The sequence below is a fragment of the Azospirillum sp. VT-I1 genome (genome assembly GCF_055698305.1).
Genome location: NZ_CP168802.1, coordinates 538,059 through 560,003, shown reverse-complemented (window position 1 = coordinate 560,003; position 21,945 = coordinate 538,059). Strand labels below are relative to the sequence as shown.

The window sequence follows — 21,945 nt, the reverse complement described above, 5'->3', positions numbered from 1 at the left end:
TCACAGATACCTGCGCAGTGCGTCGGCGATCAGATCCTGCGCCTCCTCGGCCTCGTCCACCAGGGCGCCCATGCGCAGGAAATCATGGGTCATGCCGGCATAGACTTCCACCTCGACCGTTCCGCCGGCCATCGCCAGCTTGCGCCCGTAAGCGACCCCCTCATCCACCAGCGGATCACATTCGGCCAGCACGAGCAGAGCCGGCGCCAGGGGCGACGGGACATCGGGCGGAAGCTCCGCCAGCAGGGGCGAGAAGCGGCCGTCCCACCGGTCGGCATCCTCACGGGCATACTGGCGATAGAACCAGTCCAGCGTCGCCCGCTCCAGCAGATGCCCTTCCCCATACCGGCGCAGCGAATCGGTGTCGGCGGTGGCATCGGTCACCGGATAGATCAGCACCTGCAGACGCGGCTGCGGCAGACCGGGATCGGTGGCGGCCCGCAGGCTGACCGCCGCTGCAAGACTGCCGCCGACGCTGTCGCCCCCCACCGCCAGCCGGCCGCCGTCGAGCCCCAGACCGGCCCCTGTCCTGCCAAGCCAGTCCAGCGCCTCCAGCGCATCGTCGAACGCCGTGGGGAAGCGGTGTTCCGGGGCCAAGCGGTAGCCCACCGACAGGACCGCAACCCCGCTCTTCGCCGCGATGGTCCGGCAAAGCCCGTCATGGGACTCGAGGCTGCCGACGACATAGCCGCCGCCATGGAAGAAAAGCAGCACCGGCGCCGGGGCCGCGGTCCGGCCGGCGGCATAGAGGCGGGCCGGCAGGATCGAACCGTCGCGGGTGGGAATCGACAGGTCCTCCACCCGCTCCACCGGCTCCCCGCCGGGGTCCATCATGCGGGAGGTGCGTTCGAAGGCGAGCCGGGCCTCCGCCGGCGACAGCGCGTGCATCGGCTTCACCCTGCCGTCCTCGCGCCCACCCGCTGCAAGCGCGAGGAAGGCGGCGATATCGGGGTTCACAGGCATCGATCGTTGCTCCGGGTTCGGCTGGACGCATTCATTCCGCCGCATCCGCAAGGTTGGTGGTGGGGACATCGGGCCGTTCCTCCGGCATGCCCGCCAGATGCTCGGTAATGTCCGTCAGGAAGCCTTCGTCGCGCGGCGCCTCGAAGTGACCGCAGCCGAGCGCCCGCCAGGGCAGCGGGCGTCCGCCAAGCTGCGCCTCCATCAGCCGCCGGTCGGCATCGCGGCCGGCGATCCACCAGCCCTGCGCGGCTGCGGCGACCGGCAGGCAGGCAGGCTGTGCCGCGGACAGCCGCTTCAGATGGCGGGCTGTCAGGAAGGCCTGGGTCAGTTCCTCCGTCCCCATCGCAGCCCCCAGCCCTCCGGCGTTGCCGGTCCGGGGGGTATCGAGCGCCTGGGCGATCACGCTTCGGACCGTGGTGGCGTCCTCGGTCGCGACGTCGGGACGGCCAATTGCCACACCCGGCAGCATCACCGAAAGGAAGCCGGCCAGATCGTCGCGCCAGTCCTCCAGCCCATGCCGGCCGATTTCCGGCGACGGCACGAAGGGATCGAGCAGGGCAAGCTGCCGCACGGTCTCCCCGGCGCTCCAGTTCGGCGGCCATCAGCGCGGCAAGGGTTCCCCCCAGCGACCAGCCGAGCAGGTCGTAGGGTCCCTGCGGCTGCCTCTCGCGCAGCAGGTCGACATAGTCACGCGCCATCTCCTCCAGCGAGCAGTCCCGCCATGCCGGATCGAGCAGCATGCGCGACTGGATCGCCAGCACGCTCCGCCGCCCTTCCAGCCGGCGGGCGAGCGGTTCGTAGTCGAAGACCGTGCCGAAACCGGCGTGGATGCAGACCAGCGGCGGCTGTCCGGCAATCTGCCGGTTCAAAGCCATGATCGGCGAAGGTCCGGCTTGCGAAGCCTTTCCGTCCGAAGCCGTACCGGCCAGTTCGGCGATGGTCGGCTTGCGGATCAGGTCGCGCAGCTTGAAGGACACCCCCAGCGGCTTCAGCGCCCGCGCACGGGTCACCAACTGGATGGAGAGGATGGAATCGCCGCCGAGCTCGAAGAAGTTGTCGGTGACGCCGACGCTCTCCAGCCGCAACAGCTCGCACCACAAAGCCGCCAAGGCGCGCTCGGCCTCGTTGCGTGGCGCCACTTGGGTGGTGGACGAGGCCACCTCCGGCTCGGGCAGAGCCTTGCGGTCGAGCTTGCCGTTGGGCGTCAGCGGCAGGCGATCCAGCACCAGGATGTGGGCAGGAACCATGTAGTCCGGCAGCGCCGCCTTCAGCCCGGCGCGCAGCCGCTCGACCAGGCCGCCGTCCGCCTCATCGGCCGGAACGACATAGCCGACCAGCCGCTTGCCGGCGCTGCCGTCACGCGCCACCACCGCCGCCTCGCGCACGCCCTGCTGCGACCGCAGACGCGCCTCCACTTCGCCAAGCTCGATGCGGAAGCCACGGATCTTCACCTGATGGTCGATGCGCCCGACATACTCGATCACCCCGTCCGCCCGCTGGCGCACGAGGTCGCCGGTGCGGTAGAGCCGCCCGCCGTCGGTGGAGAAGGGATCGGCGACGAAACGCTCCGCCGTCAGGCCGGGGCGGTTCAGATAGCCGCGCGCAAGACCGGCCCCGCCCAGATACAGTTCCCCCACCACACCCAGCGGAACAGGGTTCAGGTGGCCGTCGAGCACATGGGTGCTGCGGTCGCCCACCCGCAGGCCGATCGGCGCATAGGCGGCGCCGCACTGGTCCTCCCGCCCGGCCTTCCAGATCAGCGGCGTCACCACCGTCTCGGTCGGGCCGTAGCCGTTGATGATGTGCTCCGGCCGCAGCGCCTCCTTGGCCAGCTCGAACGCCGCATCGCCCACCGCATCGCCGCCGAAGCAGTAGACCCGCACCGGCGGCGGAGCCATTCCGCGCTCTGCCTGCTCGCGCCGGGCATGCTCGGCCAGCTGCTGCAGGTAGACCGGCGGGAAGGCCGCCACCGTCACGCCGTGCCGGTGCATGGCCGCGTAGGTCTGTTCCGGCGTCCACAGGCTGTCGTCGCGGACCAGCAGGCGGCTGCCATGGGTCAGGGCGGTCAGCCAGCGTTCATGCGCGCCGTCGAAGGCGAAGGACATGAAGTGCAGCTCGCAGTCCTGCGGGGTCATGGCATAGAGCGCGCCGATGGCCCGGCAATGCATGGCGAGCGGCCCATGCGCAACGGCGACGCCCTTGGGCAGGCCGGTGGAGCCGGAGGTGTAGATGACATAGGCGAGGCTGTCCGGCAGCACCGCCACCGGCGGCGGAGCGTCGGCCTCCTCCACCGGCAGGCGGTCGAGCAGCAGGCTGGGCAGCCCGTCCGGCACCGGCAGGCGGTCGGCAAGGCTGCCGTCGGTCAGCAGCAGGGCGATGCCGGCATCCTCGATGAGGTAGGCGAGGCGCTCGCGCGGATAGGCGGCGTCGAGCGGGACATAGGCGCCGCCGGCCTTCAACACCGCCAGCAGGGCGACGATCATGCCGGGGCCGCGCGGCAGGGCGACGCCGACGCGGACCTCCGGCCCGACCCCGACCGCAACCAGCCGATAGGCCAGGGCATTGGCCCGGCGGTCGAGCGCGGCGAAGCTGAGGGTGGCAGCGTCGGGACCGCCGTCGATGACCGCCGGCCGGTCGGCAAGGGCGGCGGCGATGGCGGCGATGCGCCGGTGGACCGGTTCGAAGGGCTCGGCGGCGACCGGCGCGTTCCAGGCGGCGAACTGCGCCTGTTCCTGCGCCGTCAGCAGCGGCACCTCCCCCACCCGGCGATCCGCATCCGCGACCAGACCCGACAGCAGCGTCTCGAAATGACCCCGGATACGGTCGCACAGCTCGCCGTCGATCAGGTCGCGGCGGTGGATGAATTTGACCTCCAACTCCTCCCCGACCGACACCTCCAGATCCATGGCGAAGCCGGTCACATCGACCCGATCCGTCCCCCCGAACCTGAGGCTGTCGTCGGTCTGCTCCCTCAGCGCCTCGTCGACCGGGTAGTTCTCGAACACGACGATGCTGTCGAACAGCGCCCGCGCGCCGCCGCCGGTGCCGAGGCTGGACCCCGCCCAGCGCTGCACCTCGTGCAGCGGCGTGTGCTCGTGCTCGCGCAGTTCCAGGTTCCGCCGCTGCAGGCCGCGAAGCCACTCACCCACAGGCTCGCCAGACGGCGGACGCTCCACCACGGGCAGCGTGTTGATGAACAGACCCAGCGTCTCCTCGACCCCGGCCAACTCCGCCGGGCGGCCGGACACCGTCGCCCCGAACACCACCGTCTCCTGTCCGCTGTAGCGGTGCAGAAGAAGCGCCCACGCCCCCTGCACCAGCGTGTTCAGCGTCACCCGTTGCACCTGCGCAAAGGTCTGAAGCCGCTGCGTCGCCGCCGCATCCAGCCGCGTCCGCACCACGCCATGCCCCGCCTGCGGTGCCCGGCAGGGCAGGCAGGACGCCAGAAGCGTCGGCGCCTCCAGACCCGACAGGCGCTGGCGCCAGAACCGCTCCGACGCCGCCCCGTCCTGCCGACCCAGCCATGCGATGTAGTCGCGGTAGCGCCCGGGTGCTGCGGTGACGGTCGTCCCGCGATAACGGCCCAGCGCCTCCGCCACCAGACGCGCGCTGCTCCAGCCGTCCAGCAGCAGGTGGTGGCTGGTCCAGATCAGACGGTGCCGGCCCGGCCCAAGCCGGATCAGCAACACCCGCTGAAGCGGCGGACGGGCAAGGTCGAAGCTGCGGGCACGCTCCTCCCGCGCCAGCACCCGCAGGGCCTCCTCCCGCGCATCTCCGGCAAGGCCGCGCTCCCGCCAGTCCAGCACCGACACCGCGTCGGCCACCCGCTCCCAAACCGCCTGCAGCGGGACGGTCAGTTCGCCGCCCCATAGGAAGCCGGTGCGCAGCACGGCATGCCGCGCCGTCACCCAGCCCCAGGCGGCGGCGAAGCGGGTCTCGTCCAGACCCTCCACATCGACAGCAAGCTGCGTCACATAGGGGCTCTCCTCCGCAGCACCTTCCAGGGCATGGAACAGCATGCCCTGCTGCATCGGGCTCAGCGGGTAGAGGTCCTCCACCTCCCGCGCCGGCAGGGCGAGCGCATCCAGCTGCGCCTGCGTCAGGCCGGCCAAGGGCACGTCCGATGGGGTTAGGCCGCCGGCCGATGCCTCGCAATGCGCCACCAGCGCCCGCAGCTCCTCGGCATAGGCCGACGCCAGCCCCTCCACCACTGCCGGCTCGAGGACGGCGCGGCCGTAGCTCCAGTCGAACACCAGTTCGCCGTCATAGACCCGGCCGTCGATGCTCAGCCAGTTGCCGAGCGGGGCATCGGGAGCGAGGCGGGCGCCCGCCGGCTCGTCGGCCGGCACGAAGCGGGCCGCCTCGTCGAAGCTGCCGTCGAACTGGCCTAGATAATTGAAGGTCACCCGCGCCTCGGGCAAGGCGCGCAGCGTTGCCTGCGCCTCCCCGTCGCCGAGGTGGCGCAGCACGCCATAGCCGAGCCCGTTGCCCGGCACCGCCCGAAGCTGCTCCTTCACCGCCCGGATTGCCGCACCGGGCTCCCCGCCGGGGCGCAGATGCACCGGATAGGCGGTGGTGAACCAGCCGACGCTGCGGCTGAGGTCCATCCCCTGCACCAACTCCTCGCGGCCATGACCCTCAAGCTGCACCAGCGCCGAGGCCGCACCGCTCCAGCGGCAGAGAACCCGCGCCAGTGCCGTCAGCAGCAGGTCGTTTACCCGCGTCCGGTAGGCCGCAGGTGCCGACGACAGCAGGCGCTTCGTCCAGCCCGCATCCAGCCGGGTCCGTGCAACCGCAGAGGTTGCCACTGTCAGCGCCTCCGCAGAGACCGGCTCCACCACACCGGGCAGCCCGGCCGGTGCATCCCTCAGGCTGTCGCGCCACCAGGACAGCTCCGCCCGCAACGCCTCGCTCGTGGCGTGGCTGCACAGAGCCTCGCCCCAGGATTGGAAGGAGGCGGTCTTGGCCGGCAGTGCCACCGGCTCGCCCTGCTCCAGCTGGCTGCAGGCCGACTGCAGGTCCTCCAGCAGCACGCGCCAGGACACCCCGTCCACCACCAGATGGTGGATCGCCAGCAGCAGGCGCTGACTGCCATCGTCGCCACGCTCGACCAGCAGGGCGCGCAGCAGTGGGCCGTGCTCCAGCTCCAGGCTGCGCTGCGCCTCCTCGCACAGCCGCTCCTGCGCGTCGGCATCGGCGGCGACACGGTGCCACAGCAGCGGCGGCACCGCATCGGGGGACAGATGCCGGGCGGTTCCGTCGGCGGCGAAGACCAGCCGCAGGGCGTCGTGGTGGGCGACCAGGGCCGTGAGCGCCCGCTCCAGCAGAGCCGGATCGACCGGCCGGCGCAGGCGCAGCAGGACGGACTGGTTCCAGTGGCTGCGGTTGGGGATCGCCTCCTCGAAGAACCAGCGCTGGATCGGCGTCAGCGGCAGCGTGCCGGTGACGGGGCCCTGCTCGGCGGCCGGCGTGGCGGTGCTGTCGCTGCGGGCGGCGCGGGCGAGCGCTTCCAGGGTCTGGTGCTCGAAGACGTCGCGCGGGGTGAAGGTCAGGCCATGGCGGCGGGCGCGGCTGACCAGCTGGATGGAGAGGATGGAATCGCCGCCCAGTTCGAAGAAGTTGTCGGTGACGCCGACGCTCTCCAGCCGCAAAAGCTCGCACCACAGCGCCGCAAGGGCGCGCTCGGCCTCGTTGCGCGGCTGTACCCGGACCGAGGAGGATGCCACCTCCGGCTCCGGCAGGGCCTTGCGGTCGAGCTTGCCGTTGGGTGTCAGCGGCAGGCGATCCAGCACAACAATGTGCGCTGGCACCATGTAATCCGGCAGATCACGGCCGAGATGCTCCCTCAGTTGCCGCGGCAGCTCCGCATCCGCATCGGCCGCGACATAGCCGACCAGACGCTTGCCGCCCGCGCCATCCTTGGCGACCACCACCGCGTCCCGCACCGCCGGATGGCCGCGCAAGACCGCCTCGATCTCGCCAAGCTCGATCCGCAACCCGCGGATCTTCACCTGATGGTCGATGCGACCGACATACTCGATCACCCCGTCGCCACGACGACGCGCCAGATCGCCCGTCCGGTACATCCGCCCGCCGTCGGGCGAGAACGGGTCGGCGACGAAGCGCTCCGCCGTCAGCCCGGCCCGCCGGTGATAGCCGCGCGCCAGACCGACGCCGGCGATGTAAAGCTCGCCAACCGCCCCTGCCGGAAGCGGGTTCAGGCACTCGTCCAGCACGTAGAGCCGCAGATTGTCGATCGCCACACCGATCGGGACGCCGCCACCGGCACCGCTCTCCCCGGCCCGGCAGGTCCAGTGGCTGACGTCGATCGCCGCCTCGGTCGGGCCGTACAGGTTATACAGGGCGGCCCCGGGCAGGCGGGCGAACAGTCGGTCCTGCAGCGCCGCCGGCAGCGCCTCGCCGCTGCACACCACCCGGCGCAGGCTGGTGCAGTCCTCCACCCCCGGCTCTTCCAGGAAGGCCTGCAGCATGGAAGGCACGAAATGCAGCGTGTCGATCGCCTGTTCGCGGATCAGCGCCACCAGCCGCGCCGCATCGCGGTGCTCGCCGGGGGCGGCCACCACCAGATGCGCGCCGACCATCAGCGGCCAGAAGAACTCCCAGACCGAGACGTCGAAGCCGAAGGGGGTCTTCTGCAGAACCCGTTCGCCCGGCGCCAGCCGGTAGGCCTTCTGCATCCAGGCCAGCCGGTTCAGCAGGGCGCCATGGCTGTTGCCGGCCCCCTTGGGCATGCCGGTGGAGCCGGAGGTGTAGATCAGGTAGGCGAGGTTTTCCGGCCGCAGGCCGATCACGGGCGGGGTGTCCGGCAGCCCGGCGCTGTCCTCGGCGTCGAGCAGCAGCAGGCGGACGGTATCCGGCAGCACGTCCCCGCCCAGCCTGCCGGCGAGGTGGCTTTGGGTGAGCAGCAGGGCGATGCCGCCGTCCGCGGCCATGGCGGCAAGGCGGGCGGGTGGCAGTTCCGGGTCGAGCGGCAGATAGGCGCCGCCGGCCTTCATCACCGCCAGCAGGCCGACGACCAGCTCTGCCGAGCGTTCGGCGGCGACGCCGACCGTCACCTCCGGGCCGATGCCGAGCGCCTGCAGCCGGTGGGCCAGACGGTTCGCCTGCGCCTCCAGCGCGCCATAGCTCAGCGTCCGCCCGCAGAAGGTCAGCGCCGGAGCTTCGCCATGCAGGCGCGCCTGCTCCGCGATCAGGTCCGGCACGAGCGGGCCGGCCGTCAACCTGTCGTCATGCGTCGCATTCCAGCCTGCGAAGCTCCGCCATCCCTGCTCGTCGAGCAAACCGATCTCGCCCAAGCGGCGCCCGGCATCCTCGGTCAGGGCCAGCAGAAGCCGGCGGGTCTGTGCGGCGAGGCGGCGGATCTCCTCGTCGCCGATCCGGTCGCGCCAATGGCTGAAGGTCAGCGTCAGCCTCTCGCCGGCTCCCATCAGCAGGGTCAAGGGAACGGAGGTGAGTTCATGGTTCTGCGGAACGCCGAAGCGCAGGCCGCCGGTGTCTCCGCGGCCGAGCGCTTCGGACAGCGGATAATTCTCGAACACCAGCAGGCTGTCGAACAGCATCTCGCCGCCATGGCCGGACCAGCGCTGGATGTCGGCCAGCGGCGTGTGTTCGTGCTCCCGCATTTCGAGATTACGGGCCTGGAGATCGCCCAGCCATTCCGACACCGTAAGGGCCGGATGCGGCGTGCCGACCAGCGGCAGCGTGTTGATGAACAGGCCGATCTGCCGCTCCATGCCCGGCAGTTCCGCCGGCCGGCCGGAGACCGTCACGCCCGCCGCCACGGTGCCCTGTCCGGTCCGCCGGTGTAGCAGAAGCAGCCAAGCCGCCTGGACCAGCGTGTTGAGCGTGACCTGACTCTGACGGGCGAAGCGGGTCAGTCGCACGGTCTCCCGTTCGCCGAAGACCAGTTCGAGGGCCCCATGTCCCTGGGCGGCATCGGATTGCCCGGCGGCGATCCTGGTGGGCTGGTCGAGTTCGGCGGTGCGGGCGCGCCAGAATGCCTCCGACGACGCCCGGTCGCGGCCCTGCAGCCACGCCACATGGTCGCGGAAGCGCCCACCGTCCGCCGCCGGTGCTTGGCCGGCATAGCGCTGCAGCACCTCACCCAGAAGCTGCGAACTGCTCCAGCCGTCGAGCAGGATGTGATGGCTGGTCAGGATCACATGATGGCGCTCCCCGCCCGTGCGCACCACCGCCAGCCGCAGCAAGGGCGGCGCGGCAAGGTCGAAGCCGGCCTGCCGCTCCTCGACCGCGAGCGCCTCCAGACGGGCGGACGGCTCCGCATGGCCGCGCCAGTCCTCCAGCCGCAGCGGCACCGCCGCCTTGCGCCGGATCGCCTGCAGCGGCTGGTCCAATCCCTCCCACAGGAAGCCGGCGCGCAAGCTGTCATGCACGTCGACAGCCCCCTGCCAGGCGGCATGGAAGCGGGCAACGTCCAGCCCCTCCACATCCACCCGCATCTGGTTGATGTAGGCGTCGCCGCCCGGCTCATAGAGCGCGTGGAACAGCATGCCCTGCTGCATCGGCGTCAGCGGGTAGAGGTCCTCCACCTCACGCGCCGGCAGGGTGAGCGCATCCAGCTGCGCCTGCGTCAGACCGGCCAGCGGAACGTCCGACGGCGTCAAGCCGCCCGCCGACGCCTCGCAATGCGCCACCAGCGCCCGCAGTTCCTCCGCATAGGCCGACGCCAGCCCTTCCACAACCGCTGGCTCGAGGACGGCGCTACTGTAGCTCCAGTCGAACACCAGCTCGCCGTCATAGACCTGACCGTTCAGCGTCAGCCAGTTGCCCACAGGCGCTCCAGCATCCTGGCTGCTGCCTGCCGGCTCGTCGGCCGGCACGAAGCGGGCCGCCTCGTCGAAGCTGCCGTCGAACTGGCCCAGATAGTTGAAGGTCACCCGCGCCTCGGGCAGGGCGCGCAGCGTTGCCTGCGCCTCCCCGTCGCCGAGGTGGCGCAGCACGCCATAGCCGAGCCCGTTGCCCGGCACCGCCCGAAGCTGCTCCTTCACCGCCCGGATTGCCGCACCGGCCTCCCTGCCGGGGCGCAGATGCACCGGATAGGCGGTGGTGAACCAGCCGACGCTGCGGCTGAGATCCATCCCCGCCACAAGCTCCTCGCGGCCATGACCCTCCAGCTGCACCAGCGCCGACGCCGCACCGCTCCAGCGACACAGCACCCGCGCCAGCGCCGTCAGCAGCAGGTCGTTCACCCGCGTCCGGTAGGCCGCAGGTGCCGACGCCAGCAGGCGCTTCGTCCAGTCGCCATCCAGCCGCGTCCGCGCCACCGCGGACATCGCCACCGTCAGCGCTTCGGGGGAGACCGGTTCCACCACACCGGGCAGCCCGACTGGTGCATCCCTCAGGCTCTCGCGCCACCAGCCAAGCTCTGCCCGCAATGCCTCGCTGGTGGCGTGGCTGCGCAGGGCCTCGCCCCAGGACTGGAAGGAGGCGGTCTTGGCCGGCAGCGTCACCGGCTCGCCCCGCTCCAGCTGGCTGCAGGCCAGCTGCAGGTCCTCCAGCAGAACGCGCCAGGACACGCCGTCCACCACCAGATGATGGATCGCCAGCAGCAGGCGCTGACTGCCATCGTCGCTGCGCTCGACCAACAGGGCGCGCAGCAGCGGCCCCTGTTCCAGGTCCAGGCTACGCTGCGCCTCCTCGCACAGCCGCTCCTGCGCGTCGGCGTCGGCGGCGATGCGATGCCACAGCAGCGGCGGCAGCGCATCGGGGGACAGGTGCCGGGCGGTTCCGTCGGCGGCGAAGACCAGCCGCAGGGCGTCGTGGTGGGCGACCAAGGCAGCCAGCGCCCGCTCCAGCAGGGCCGGATCGACCGGGCCGCGCAGGCGCAGCAGGACGGACTGGTTCCAGTGGTTGCGGTTGGGGATGGGCTCCTCGAAGAACCAGCGCTGGATCGGCGTCAGCGGCAGCGTGCCGGTGACGGGGCCCTGCTCGGCGACCGGAGCGGCGGCGCCGTCGCTGCGGGCGGCGCGGGCGAGCGCTTCCAGGGTCTGGTGCTCGAAGACGTCGCGCGGGGTGAAGGTCAGGCCATGGCGGCGGGCGCGGCTGACCAGCTGGATGGAGAGGATGGAGTCGCCGCCCAGTTCGAAGAAGTTGTCGGTGACGCCGACGCTCTCCAGCCGCAAAAGCTCGCACCACAGCGCCGCAAGGGCGCGTTCGGCCTCGTTGCGTGGCTGCACCTGCGCCGAGGAGGATGCCACCTCCGGCTCCGGCAACGCCTTGCGGTCGAGCTTGCCGTTGGGGGTCAGCGGCAGGCGTTCCAGCACCGCGAGGTGGGCAGGCACCATGTAGTCCGGCAACGCCGCCTTCAGCCCGGCGCGCAGCAGTTCGACGAAGCCGCCATCGGCCTCACCGGCGGGCACGACATAGCCGACCAGCCGCTTGCCGGCGCTGCCCTCGCGTGCCACCACGGCCGCCTCCCGCACGCCCTCCTGCGCCCGCAGCCGCGCCTCCACCTCGCCAAGCTCGATGCGGAAACCGCGGATCTTCACCTGATGGTCGATGCGACCGACATACTCGATCACACCGTCCGCCCGCTGGCGCACGAGGTCGCCGGTGCGGTAGAGCCGCCCGCCATCGGCGGAGAAGGGATCGGCGACGAAGCGCTCCGCCGTCAGGCCGGGACGGTTCAGATAACCGCGCGCCAGACCGGACCCGCCCAGATACAGCTCCCCCACCACGCCCAGCGGAACCGGGTTCAGGTCGCCGTCCAGAACATAGCCCTGGGTTCCGGCGATGGGGCGGCCGATGTTGGCGCGGCCACCCGCCTCGCGGCGGGTCACGGTGGAATAGGTCGTGTCCTCCGACGGACCATAGAGGTCGTAGACGTCGGCGATACCGGCGGCATAGAGCTCGTCCACCAGCGACTGGGACAGCGGCTCGCCTGCCAGATTGACGGTGCGGACACCGGGCGGAATCCCGCCGGAGCGCAGGAGGCCGGCAATTGCCGACGGCACCGTGTTGATCAGGCGCGCGCGGTCGCGGGCCGGCAAGTCGGGCAAGGACAAGGCATTGTCGGCCATCACCACATGGCCGCCTGCGCTCAGCGTGACGAAGAACTCCCAGACCGAAAGGTCGAAGCAGACGGAGGTCGAGGCCAGCACCCCCTGCAACTGGTCCGGCCGGTAGAGCCGCAATGCCCAATCGATGAGGGCGGCAGCATTGCGATGCTCGATCACCACGCCCTTCGGCCGGCCGGTCGAGCCGGAGGTATAGATGACGTAGGCGGCATCCTCCGCCCGGTTCAACGGCGGCGGGTCGTCCTCCCTGCCGTTCTCCAGATCGAGCGCCGGGTCGTCGAGCGCCACCACGCGAAGATCCTCGCTCACAGGCAGCCGCTGCAGCAGGCTGCGCTGCGTCAGGACAAGCGCAGCCCGGCTGTCGGCCAGCATGTAGGCGATGCGGTCGGCCGGGTAGGCGGGGTCGAGCGGCACATAGGCGCCGCCCGCCTTCAGGATGGCCAGAAGGCCGGCCGGCAGAACCTCCGTCCGCTCCAGCATGACGGCGACCGGCACGCCGGGTGCCACGCCGAGCGCGCGCAGCCTATGGGCGAGCCGGTTGGCCTGCCGGTTGAGATCGGCATAGCTCAGGCTCCGCGTGCCGGCGATCACCGCAGTGGCATCCGGAGTGCGGGCGACCTGGGCTTCGAACAGACGCGGCAAAGGCGTGGCGTCCATCGGCTCCCGCCGGTTCCAGGCGCCAAGGATAAGCCCGCGGTCGATTTCGTCCAGCACGGAGAGGGCACCGAGCGGTCGGCTCGGAGCATCGGCCATCGCCAGCAGAAGGCGGCGGAGATGGCCGGCGACACGCACAACCGCCGGCTCCGTCAGATGGGCGCGGTCGTAGCGATGGTGCAGTTCCAGCCGGTCGCCGGGCATGATCGCGATGGTCAGCGGATAGCTGGTCCGCTCATAGCCGATCACCGGGGAGAAGCGCAGGCCGTCCGGGCTTCCCCGGCGCAGCGCCTCAGCGACCGGATAGCTTTCGAACACCAGCAGGCTGTCGAACAGGGCGCCGCCGGCATCGCCCGAGGCGGTCTGGCCCGACCAGTGCTGAATGTCGGCGAGCGGCGTGTGCTCGTGCTCGCGCAGGTCGAGATTGCGGTTCTGGACCTTGCGGAGCCAGTCCGCCACCGGCAGCGCCGGGTGAGGCGTCAGGATCACCGGAAGCGTGTTGATGAACAGGCCGAGCCGGTGCTCCACCCCCGGCAGATCCGCCGGGCGGCCGGACACGGTGGTGCCGAAGGCGACGGTGTCCTGTCCGCCATGCTGGCGCAGCAGGACGGCCCAGGCCGCCTGCATCAGGGTGTTCAGCGTGACGTCGCAATGGCGGGCGAGGTCGGTGAGGCGACGGGTTTCCTCCACCGTGAAGACGCAGCGATGCTCGCCCTGCCCTTCCCGGTCCTGCGAGCTGTCCGCCTGCGAGCCGGACGGCAGCAGGGAGACGATCCTGGTGGGTTGGTCGAGTTCGGCGGTGCGGGCGCGCCAGAAGGCCTCCGACGCCGCCCGGTCGCGGCCCTGCAGCCACGCCACATGGTCGCGGAAGCGCCCGCCGTCCGCCGCCGGCGCTTGGCCGGCATAGCGCTGCAACACCTCCCCCAGAAGCTGAGAGCTGCTCCAGCCGTCCAGCAGGATGTGGTGGCTGGTCAGGATCACATGGTGGCGCTCATGCCCCGTGCGCACCACCGCCAGACGCAGCAGCGGCGGCGCGGCAAGGTCGAAGCCGGCCTGCCGCTCCGCCGCAGCAAGGGTCTCCAGACGGGCGGACGGCTCCGCATCGCCGCGCCAGTCCTCCAGTCGCAGCGGCACCGCCGCCTTGCGGCGGATCGCCTGCAGCGGTTGGTCCAATCCCTCCCACAGGAAGCCGGCGCGCAAGCTGTCATGCGCGTCGACAGCCCCCTGCCAGGCGGCATGGAAGCGCGCCACGTCCAGCCCCTCCACATCCACCCGCATCTGATTGATGTAGGCGGCGCCGCCCGGCTCATAGAGCGCGTGGAACAGCATGCCCTGCTGCATCGGCGTCAGCGGATAGAGGTCCTCCAGCTCCCGCGCCGGCAGGGCGAGCGCATCCAGCTGCGCCTGCGTCAGACCGGCCAGCGGAACGTCCGACGGCGTCAAGCCGCCCGCCGACGCCTCGCAATGCGCCACCAGCGCCCGCAGTTCCTCCGCATAGGCCGACGCCAGCCCTTCCACAACCGCTGGCTCGAGGACGGCGCTGCTGTAGCTCCAGTCGAACACCAGCTCGCCGTCATAGACCTGACCGTTCAGCGTCAGCCAGTTGCCCAGGGGCGCTCCAGCATCCTGGCTGCTGCCTGCCGGCTCGTCGGCCGGCACGAAGCGGGTCGCCTCGTCGAAGCTGCCGTCGAACTGGCCCAGATAGTTGAAGGTCACCCGCGCCTCGGGCAGGGCGCGCAAGGTGGCCTGCGCCTCCCCGTCGCCGAGGTGGCGCAGCACGCCGTAGCCGAGCCCGTTGCCCGGCACCGCCCGAAGCTGCTCCTTCACCGCCCGGATCGCCGCACTGGCTTCTTCGCCGGGGCGCAGATGCACCGGATAGGCGGTGGTGAACCAGCCGACGCTGCGGCTGAGATCCATCCCCGCCACAAGCTCCTCGCGGCCATGACCCTCCAGCTGCACCAGCGCCGACGCCGCACCGCTCCAGCGGCACAGCACCCGCGCCAAGGCCGTCAGCAGCAGGTCGTTCACCCGCGTCCGGTAAGCCGCAGGCGCCGACGACAGCAGGCGCTTCGTCCAGCCCGCATCCAGCCGGGTCCGTGCAACCGCAGACGTCGCCACCGTCAGCGCCTCCGCAGAGACCGGCTCCACCACACCGGGCAGCCCGGCCGGTGCATCCCTCAGGCTGTCGCGCCACCAGCCGAGTTCGGCTTTCAACTCTACACTCGTGGCGTGGCTGCGCAGAGCCTCGCCCCAGGACTGGAAGGAGGCGGTCTTGGCCGGAAGCGTCACCGGCTCGCCCCGCTCCAGCTGGCTGCAGACCAGCTGCAGGTCCTCCAGCAGAACGCGCCAGGATACGCCGTCCACCACCAGATGGTGGATCGCCAGCAGCAGGCGCTGACTGCCATCGTCGCCACGATCGACCAACATGGCGCGCAGCAGAGGGCCATGCTCCAGGGCCAGGCTGCGCTGCGCCTCCTCGCACAGCCGCTCCTGCGCGTCGGCGTCGGCGGCGATGCGATGCCACAGCAGCGGTGGCACCGCATCGGGCGTCAGGTGTCGCGCCGTTCCATCGTCGGTGAAGACCAGCCGCAGGGCGTCATGGTGGGTCACCAAGGCAGTCAGTGCCCGCTCCAGTTGCACCGGATCGACGGGTCGGCGCAGGCGCAGCAGGACGGACTGGTTCCAGTGGCTGCGGTTGGGGATGGGCTCCTCGAAGAACCAGCGCTGGATCGGGGTCAGCGCCAGCGTGCCGGCGACGGGGCCCTGCTCGGCGGCCGGCGTGGCGGCGCCGTCGCTGCGGGCGGCGCGGGCGAGCGCCTCCAGGGTCTGGTGCTCGAAAACGTCGCGTGGGGTGAAGGTCAGGCCATGGCGGCGGGCGCGGCTGACCAGCTGGATGGAGAGGATGGAGTCGCCGCCCAGTTCGAAGAAGTTGTCGGTGACGCCGACGCTCTCCAGCCGCAAAAGCTCGCACCACAGAGCCGCCAAGGCGCGCTCGGCCTCGTTGCGTGGCAGGACCTGGGCCGCCGAGGAGGCCACCTCCGGCTCCGGCAGGGCCTTGCGGTCGAGCTTGCCGTTGGGGGTCAGCGGCAGACGATCCAGCACCAGGATGTGCGCCGGCACCATGTAGTCCGGCAGCGCCGCCTTCAGCCCGGCGCGCAGCCGTTCCACCAAGCCGCCGTCGCCCTCCCCGGCGGGCACGACATAGCCGACCAGCCGCTTGCCGGAAGTGCCGTCGCGAGCGACCACCGCCGCCTCGCGCACGCCCTGCTGCGACCGCAGCCGCGCCTCCACCTCGCCAAGCTCGATGCGGAAGCCGCGGATCTTCACCTGATGGTCGATGCGACCGACATACTCGATCACCCCGTCCGCCCGCTGGCGCACGAGGTCGCCGGTGCGGTAGAGCCGCCCGCCGTCGGTGGAGAAGGGATCGGCGACGAAACGCTCCGCCGTCAGGCCGGGGCGGTTCAGATAGCCGCGCGCAAGACTGGACCCGCCCAGATACAGTTCCCCCACCACACCCAGCGGAACAGGGTTCAGGTGGCCGTCGAGCACATGGGTGCTGCGGTCGCCCACCCGCAGGCCGATCGGCGCATAGGCAGCGCCGCACTGGTCCTCCCGTCCGGCCTTCCAGATCAGCGGCGTCACCACCGTTTCGGTCGGGCCGTAGCCGTTGATGATGTGCTCCGGCCGCAGCGCCTCCTTGGCCAGCTCGAACGCCGCATCGCCCACCGCATCGCCGCCGAAGCAGTAGACCCGCACCGGCGGCGGAGCCATTCCACGCTCCGCCTGCTCGCGCCGGGCATGCTCGGCCAGCTGCTGCAGGTAGACCGGCGGGAAGGCCGCCACCGTCACGCCGTGTCGGTGCATGGCCGCGTAGGTCTGTTCCGGCGTCCACAGGCTGTCGTCGCGGACCAGCAGGCGGCTGCCATGGGTCAGGGCGGTCAGCCAGCGTTCATGCGCGCCGTCGAAGGCGAAGGACATGAAGTGCAGCTCGCAGTCCTGCGGGGTCATGGCATAGAGCGCGCCGACGGCCCGGCAATGCATGGCGAGCGGCCCGTGCGCCACCGCGACGCCCTTGGGCAGGCCGGTGGAGCCGGAGGTGTAGATGACATAGGCGAGGCTGTCCGGCAGCACCGCCACCGGCGGCGGAGCGTCGGCCTCCTCCACCGGCAGGCGGTCGAGCAGCAGGCTGGGCAGACCGTCCGGCAGGGGCAGGCGGTCGGCAAGGCTGCCGTCGGTCAGCAGCAGGGCGATGCCGGCATCCTGGATCAGGTAGGCGAGGCGCTCGCGCGGATAGGCGGCGTCGAGCGGGACATAGGCACCGCCGGCCTTGAGCACCGCCAGCAGGGCGACGATCATGCCGGGACCACGCGGCAGGGCGACGCCGACGCGGACCTCCGGCCCGACCCCTGCCGCAACCAGCCGGACGGCCAGGGCGTTGGCCCGGCGGTCGAGCGTGGCGAAGCTGAGGGTGGCAGCGTCGGGACCGCCGTCGATGACCGCCGGCCGGTCCGCAAGGGCGGCGGCGAGGGCGGCGATCGCTGGTGAACCGGCTCGAAGGGCTCGGCGGCGACCGGCGCGTTCCAGGCGGCGAACTGCGCCTGTTCCTGCGCCGTCAGCAGCGGCACCTCCCCCACCCGGCGATCCGCATCCGCGACCAGACCCGACAGCAGCGTCTCGAAATGAGAGCGCAGCCGGTCGATCCGATCACGATCGTAGAGGTCGGTCGCGTAGGTGAAGCAGGCCTCGATCCCGCCACCCTCCTCCTCGACGGTGTCGAGCGTCAGGTCGTAGCTGGCCGTGGCGCTGTCGAGCGCCATCGGCTCCACCCGCAAGCCATCCATCGCTGTGGCGGCCCGGCCATCGCGGCGCTGGTGGTTGAACATCACCTGGAACAGCGGGTTGTAGCTGAGGCTGCGCTCCAGCTTCAGCGCCTCCAGCAGCTGTTCGAAGGGCAGGTCCTGATGGGCCTGCGCCTCCAGCGCCGTCTGCCTGACCTGACCGAGCAGGTCGGCGACGCGGTCGCGCCCGTCGATCCGCAGGCGCAGAACCTGGGTGTTGACGAAGAAGCCGACCACACCCTCGCACTCCGCACGGTCGCGGTTGGCGACCGGCACGCCGACGGCGATGTCGCCCTGCCCGCTGTGACGATGGAGAAGCAGCGAGAAGGCCGACAGCAGCAGCATGAACGGCGTCACATCCCGCTCGCGGGCGAAGGCACGCAGCCTTCCAGCCAGATCCGCGTCGAGCGTAAAGCGCAGAACGGCGCCGCGGTGGCTCTGCCGTGCCGGCCGCGGCCGGTCGGAGGGCAGCTCCAGCGGTGCCCGGTCTCCTCCCAGCTTCTCCAGCCAATAGGCAAGCTGCCGCTCCGCCTCGCCCGCCTCCAGCATGTTCCTTTGCCACAGGGCATAGTCGGCGTAGCGGATCGGCGGCGGCGGCAGGTCGATCCGTCCGCCCTGCCGGATGGCGCGGTAAAGCTCGGCGAATTCCCGGATCAGCACGGCCATCGACCAGCCATCCGAGGCGATGTGGTGCATCGTCACCAGAAGCCGGTGATCCTGCTCCGCCAGCCGGACCAGACGCGCGCGCAGGAGAGGGCCGGTTTCCAGATCGAAGGGAGACTGCGCCTCCTCCTCCATCAGGCGTTGGGCGGCCTGCTCGCGCTCATCCGCCGGAAGATGGCCGAGGTCGTCGACGGCAAGCCGGAAGTCGGCCTCGTCGAGGATGGTCTGCACCGGTTCGCCGTCACTCTGGCGGAACACGGTCCGCAATGCTGCGTGGCGGCGCAGCAGAAGTCCGAAGGCGCGGGACAGGGCGGCGCGATCCAGCTCTCCCGTCAGGCGCGTCGCGCTGAAGATGTTGTTGGCGCCGCTTCCGGAGTCGAGCTTCCACAAGGCCCACATCCGGCGCTGCGCGTGGGACAGCGGTGCCTCCGTGGCCGGGGCGAGGTCCGCCGGGATCGGCAGAAGAGAAAGGTCCACGGCCTCGTCGCGCATGGCGCGCCAGAACAGCTTGCGCTTTTCCACCGGCAGACCGATGAAGCGGCGGACCAGGTCCACGGAGTCTTGAGCAACCATCTGGAATTTCCCATCGCCGGCTGGCTTGACGCTGATCCGGCCGCCGGGCTTCCGGTACGGTCGACCGGGGCGGCCAGACTGTGCGCGGCCGCACCATCAGGTGCGCCGCGGTCTCCAGTAGTGACGAAGGAGGGATGGGCGGATTTACCCCGCAGGCATGGAATTGCCGGCGGTCGATGGACCGTGTCCGATCAGGGCCGGGTTCAGCGGGCGGAAACGAGGAGTTCGCCGTCTTTGGACGCCAATGTCACCGGCAACACCCGCGGCAGCGACGCCGCCACACGGTCGAGGTCGGCGACGTCGTACACGCCGCCGATGCGCATTGCCCCGACCCTGCGGTCGGCCAGCCGCAGCGGTTGCGACAGATAGGGGTTCAGCAGGGGGACCGCTTCGGCCAGCGTGATGTTGTCGAACACCAGCTTGCCTTCGCGCCAGGACAGGATCCGCTGCGGATCGACGCGCGCGACGCTGCCGAACCGGCTGTCCCGGCCGAAACGGCCCTGCATGCCCGGCGTCAGCCGCAAAGGCTCTCCCCCGCCGCCCCGGATGACGCCCCGGATGGCGCCACGGTGACCGAGCCCTCTGTCAGCGTCACGGCAAGGTCGCCGTCATTGGCCCAGACGTTGAACTTGGTCCCCGTCACCCGGACCTGATGGCCGGCGGTGAAGACGGTGAAGGGATACCCGGCATCGTGCGCCACCGCGAAAAATGCCTCGCCATGGTCCATGAGGACGCTGCGCCGGTCGCGGAACTGGGCATAGAACAGGGTGGTGCGGACGTTCAGGTCCACCGTGGAACCGTCAGGCAGCTCGACCACGCGGTGCCGGCCGCCGCCGACGAAGAAATCGACGCGCCCGGGCAGGACGCCGAACGACCAGCCCACCGGCCAGCAGGCCGCCAGGGACGCCGCGACGCAGGCCGCCATCGCCCAGCGCCGCCGCGACGCAGGCCGGACGATCGCCGCCGGAGCCGCCTGCCCGACGCCCGACGCAGGCTGTGCCGCCGGCTGGACAGGCGCCATGGTCACCCGCGGGCGCAGGCCGGCCGACAGGCCCCAGATCTCCCGCATCGCGTTGAATTCCGCCAGATGGCGCGGGTCCGCCAGGCACCAGCGTTCGAAAGCGGCGCGGTCGGCGTCGCTGACGTCGGACGATTGCAGGCGCAGGCACCAGTCCGCAGCCTCTTCGGTCACGCGGTCGTCGTCTGAGGGATTTGACGGAGGCATACGGGCGTGCTCGACTCCGGAAGGCGTTCGGCAGCTATAGGGCAAGCAACGGCGGGTCCGCAAGGCGAGCCGGATCGGGTGGATTCTACGCGAGCTCTCCGGTCAGGGAAACCCCGCGTCTGCGGCGAGCCCTGCGACCTTCTGTGACAGGGGAAAGGAGCCGGACCGGATCGGGGCGGCGGTTCGGAACGGGAGCGGCTTCAGTTTCGCGCCGCTCATTCGTCCTAGTCAGGACGGCCGCGCGCATCCGCCCCCAAAGGCGGGGAACTCGTGCCGGCCGCCCTCGATCCCGTCCCGCAGGAATCCCGATGCCGACGCCACCCCGCACCAGCTTCGCCGCTCTGCTCCAGCTCCTCCGCCCCTTCTGGCCGCTGCTGACCGCCGCCACCCTGCTGGGGGTGCTGGGCGGCCTCAGCGTGACCGGCCTGCTGGCCACCATCAACCGTATCCTGCATGCCGGCGAAAGCCCGGGCGTCGGAATCCTGCTCGCCTTCGCAGGGCTGTGCGCCCTGGCGCTCGCCGGTTCGGTCCTGTCCGACATCGGCACCAACCGGATCGGGCAGAAGGTCATCGCGCGGCTGCGCAGGGATCTGGGCGACCGCATCCTGACGGCCCCCATCGACCAGCTGGAGCGCTACCGCAGCCACCGCCTGATCCCGGTGCTGACCCACGACGTCGACACCATCAGCGATTTCGCCTTCGCCTTCGCGCCGCTGGCGGTCTCGCTCAGCGTCACACTGGGCAGCCTTTGCTATCTGGCCCTGCTGTCATGGCCGATGTTCCTGGCGACGGCCGCTGCCATCCTGATCGGCAGCGCCGTGCAGTACATGGCGCGCGTCCGCGGCCTCGAAGGCTTCAACGAGGCGCGCACCCACGAGGACGAGTTGCAGAAGCACTACCGGTCGCTGGCGGAAGGGGCGAAGGAGCTGCGCATCAACCGGCCGCGGCGGCTGCGGTTGCAAAGCGAGGCTCTGCGCGGGACCATCGACCGCATCTGCGACATCCAGATCCGGTCGATCAACCTTTTCGTCATCGCCAAGGGGTTCGGATCGACGCTGTTCTTTATCGTCATCGGGGTGGCGCTCGGCGTCGAAGTGCTGTGGCCCAGCACCGACCGCGGAACGCTGAGCGGCTTCGTCCTGGTCCTGCTCTACATGAAGGGGCCGCTGGAGCATCTGATCGGCACCCTGCCCATCGTCAGCCGCGCCCAGATCGCCTTCCGCCGCATCGCGGAACTGTCGGCGGAGTTCGCCTCGCCGGAGCCGCATCTGCTGATGAAGGACGATGCCCGCCCGCCTGCGACCATCGATACGCTGGAGCTGCGCAATGCCCGCTACGTCTACCCGCCGGCCGGCCCGGACGTGGAGCCCTTCGTGCTCGGCCCCGTCTCGCTGCGGGTCGGCCGCGGCGAAATCCTGTTCATCGTCGGCGAGAACGGCTGCGGCAAGACCACGCTGATCAAGATGCTGCTCGGCCTCTACCCCCTCACGACGGGCAGATCCTGCTGGACGGCCGGCCGGTGACGCCGGAGACGCGCGACGATTACCGGCAGCTCTTCACCACCATCTTCTCCGACTATTTCCTGTTCGACGACCTGATCCAGAAGAGCGACAGCGTGCCGGAGGACGCCCAGGCCTATCTGGAGCGGCTGGAGATCGCCCACAAGGTCAGCGTGGTCGACGGGGTGTTCAGCACAACCGACCTGTCCACCGGCCAGCGCAAGCGGCTGGCCCTTCTCCAGGCCTGGACGGAAAAGCGGCCGGTGCTGGTGTTCGACGAATGGGCGGCCGATCAGGACCCGACCTTCCGGCGGATCTTCTACACCGAGCTGCTGCCGAGCCTGAAGGCGCTGGGCAAGACCATCATCGTGATCTCCCACGACGACCGCTATTTCGACGTCGCCGACCATCTGCTCCGGCTGACCGCCGGCAAGGTGGTGGAGGACCGGCAGCCGGCGCTGTAATGCCCC

The 21,945-nt window shown here is 70.8% G+C and carries 4 protein-coding genes and 2 pseudogenes; 1 reads left to right on the top strand and 5 read right to left on the bottom strand.

Going from position 1 to position 21,945, the window contains the following annotated elements; genetic code table 11:
- The 5 genes and pseudogenes from AB8P05_RS16470 to AB8P05_RS16450 all read right to left on the bottom strand — a co-directional run bounded on the left by AB8P05_RS16470 (window position 1) and on the right by AB8P05_RS16450 (window position 19,943).
- Window positions 1-963, bottom strand: coding sequence for an alpha/beta hydrolase (locus AB8P05_RS16470; protein ID WP_472759372.1), 963 nt, complete (start codon window positions 961-963; stop codon window positions 1-3).
- Window positions 954-17,171, bottom strand: coding sequence for a non-ribosomal peptide synthase/polyketide synthase (locus tag AB8P05_RS16465; RefSeq protein WP_472760120.1), 16,218 nt, complete (start codon window positions 17,169-17,171; stop codon window positions 954-956). The genes AB8P05_RS16470 and AB8P05_RS16465 overlap by 10 nt, the downstream gene beginning before the upstream one ends.
- A gap of 158 nt (window positions 17,172-17,329) precedes the next feature.
- Window positions 17,330-18,577: pseudogene (locus tag AB8P05_RS16460) on the bottom strand (condensation domain-containing protein); the annotation flags it as partial.
- A gap of 377 nt (window positions 18,578-18,954) precedes the next feature.
- A complete protein-coding gene (locus AB8P05_RS16455; RefSeq protein WP_472759371.1) occupies window positions 18,955-19,275 on the bottom strand; it encodes a FecR family protein in 321 nt (106 codons plus the stop codon).
- Window positions 19,266-19,943, bottom strand: a complete 678-nt coding sequence (locus tag AB8P05_RS16450; protein ID WP_472759370.1) for a FecR family protein — start codon at window positions 19,941-19,943, stop codon at window positions 19,266-19,268. The genes AB8P05_RS16455 and AB8P05_RS16450 overlap by 10 nt, the downstream gene beginning before the upstream one ends.
- Window positions 19,944-20,284: 341 nt before the next feature.
- On the opposite strand from AB8P05_RS16450, the pseudogene AB8P05_RS16445 reads away from it, so the two are divergent.
- Window positions 20,285-21,939 (top strand): annotated as a pseudogene (locus AB8P05_RS16445) (cyclic peptide export ABC transporter).
- Window positions 21,940-21,945 lie beyond the last annotated feature (6 nt).

Excerpts from the sequence above, each read along its gene's own strand:
- AB8P05_RS16470 (WP_472759372.1), bottom strand. The coding sequence starts at position 963 with ATGCCTGTGAACCCCGATATCGCCGCCTTCCTCGCGCTTGCAGCGGGT.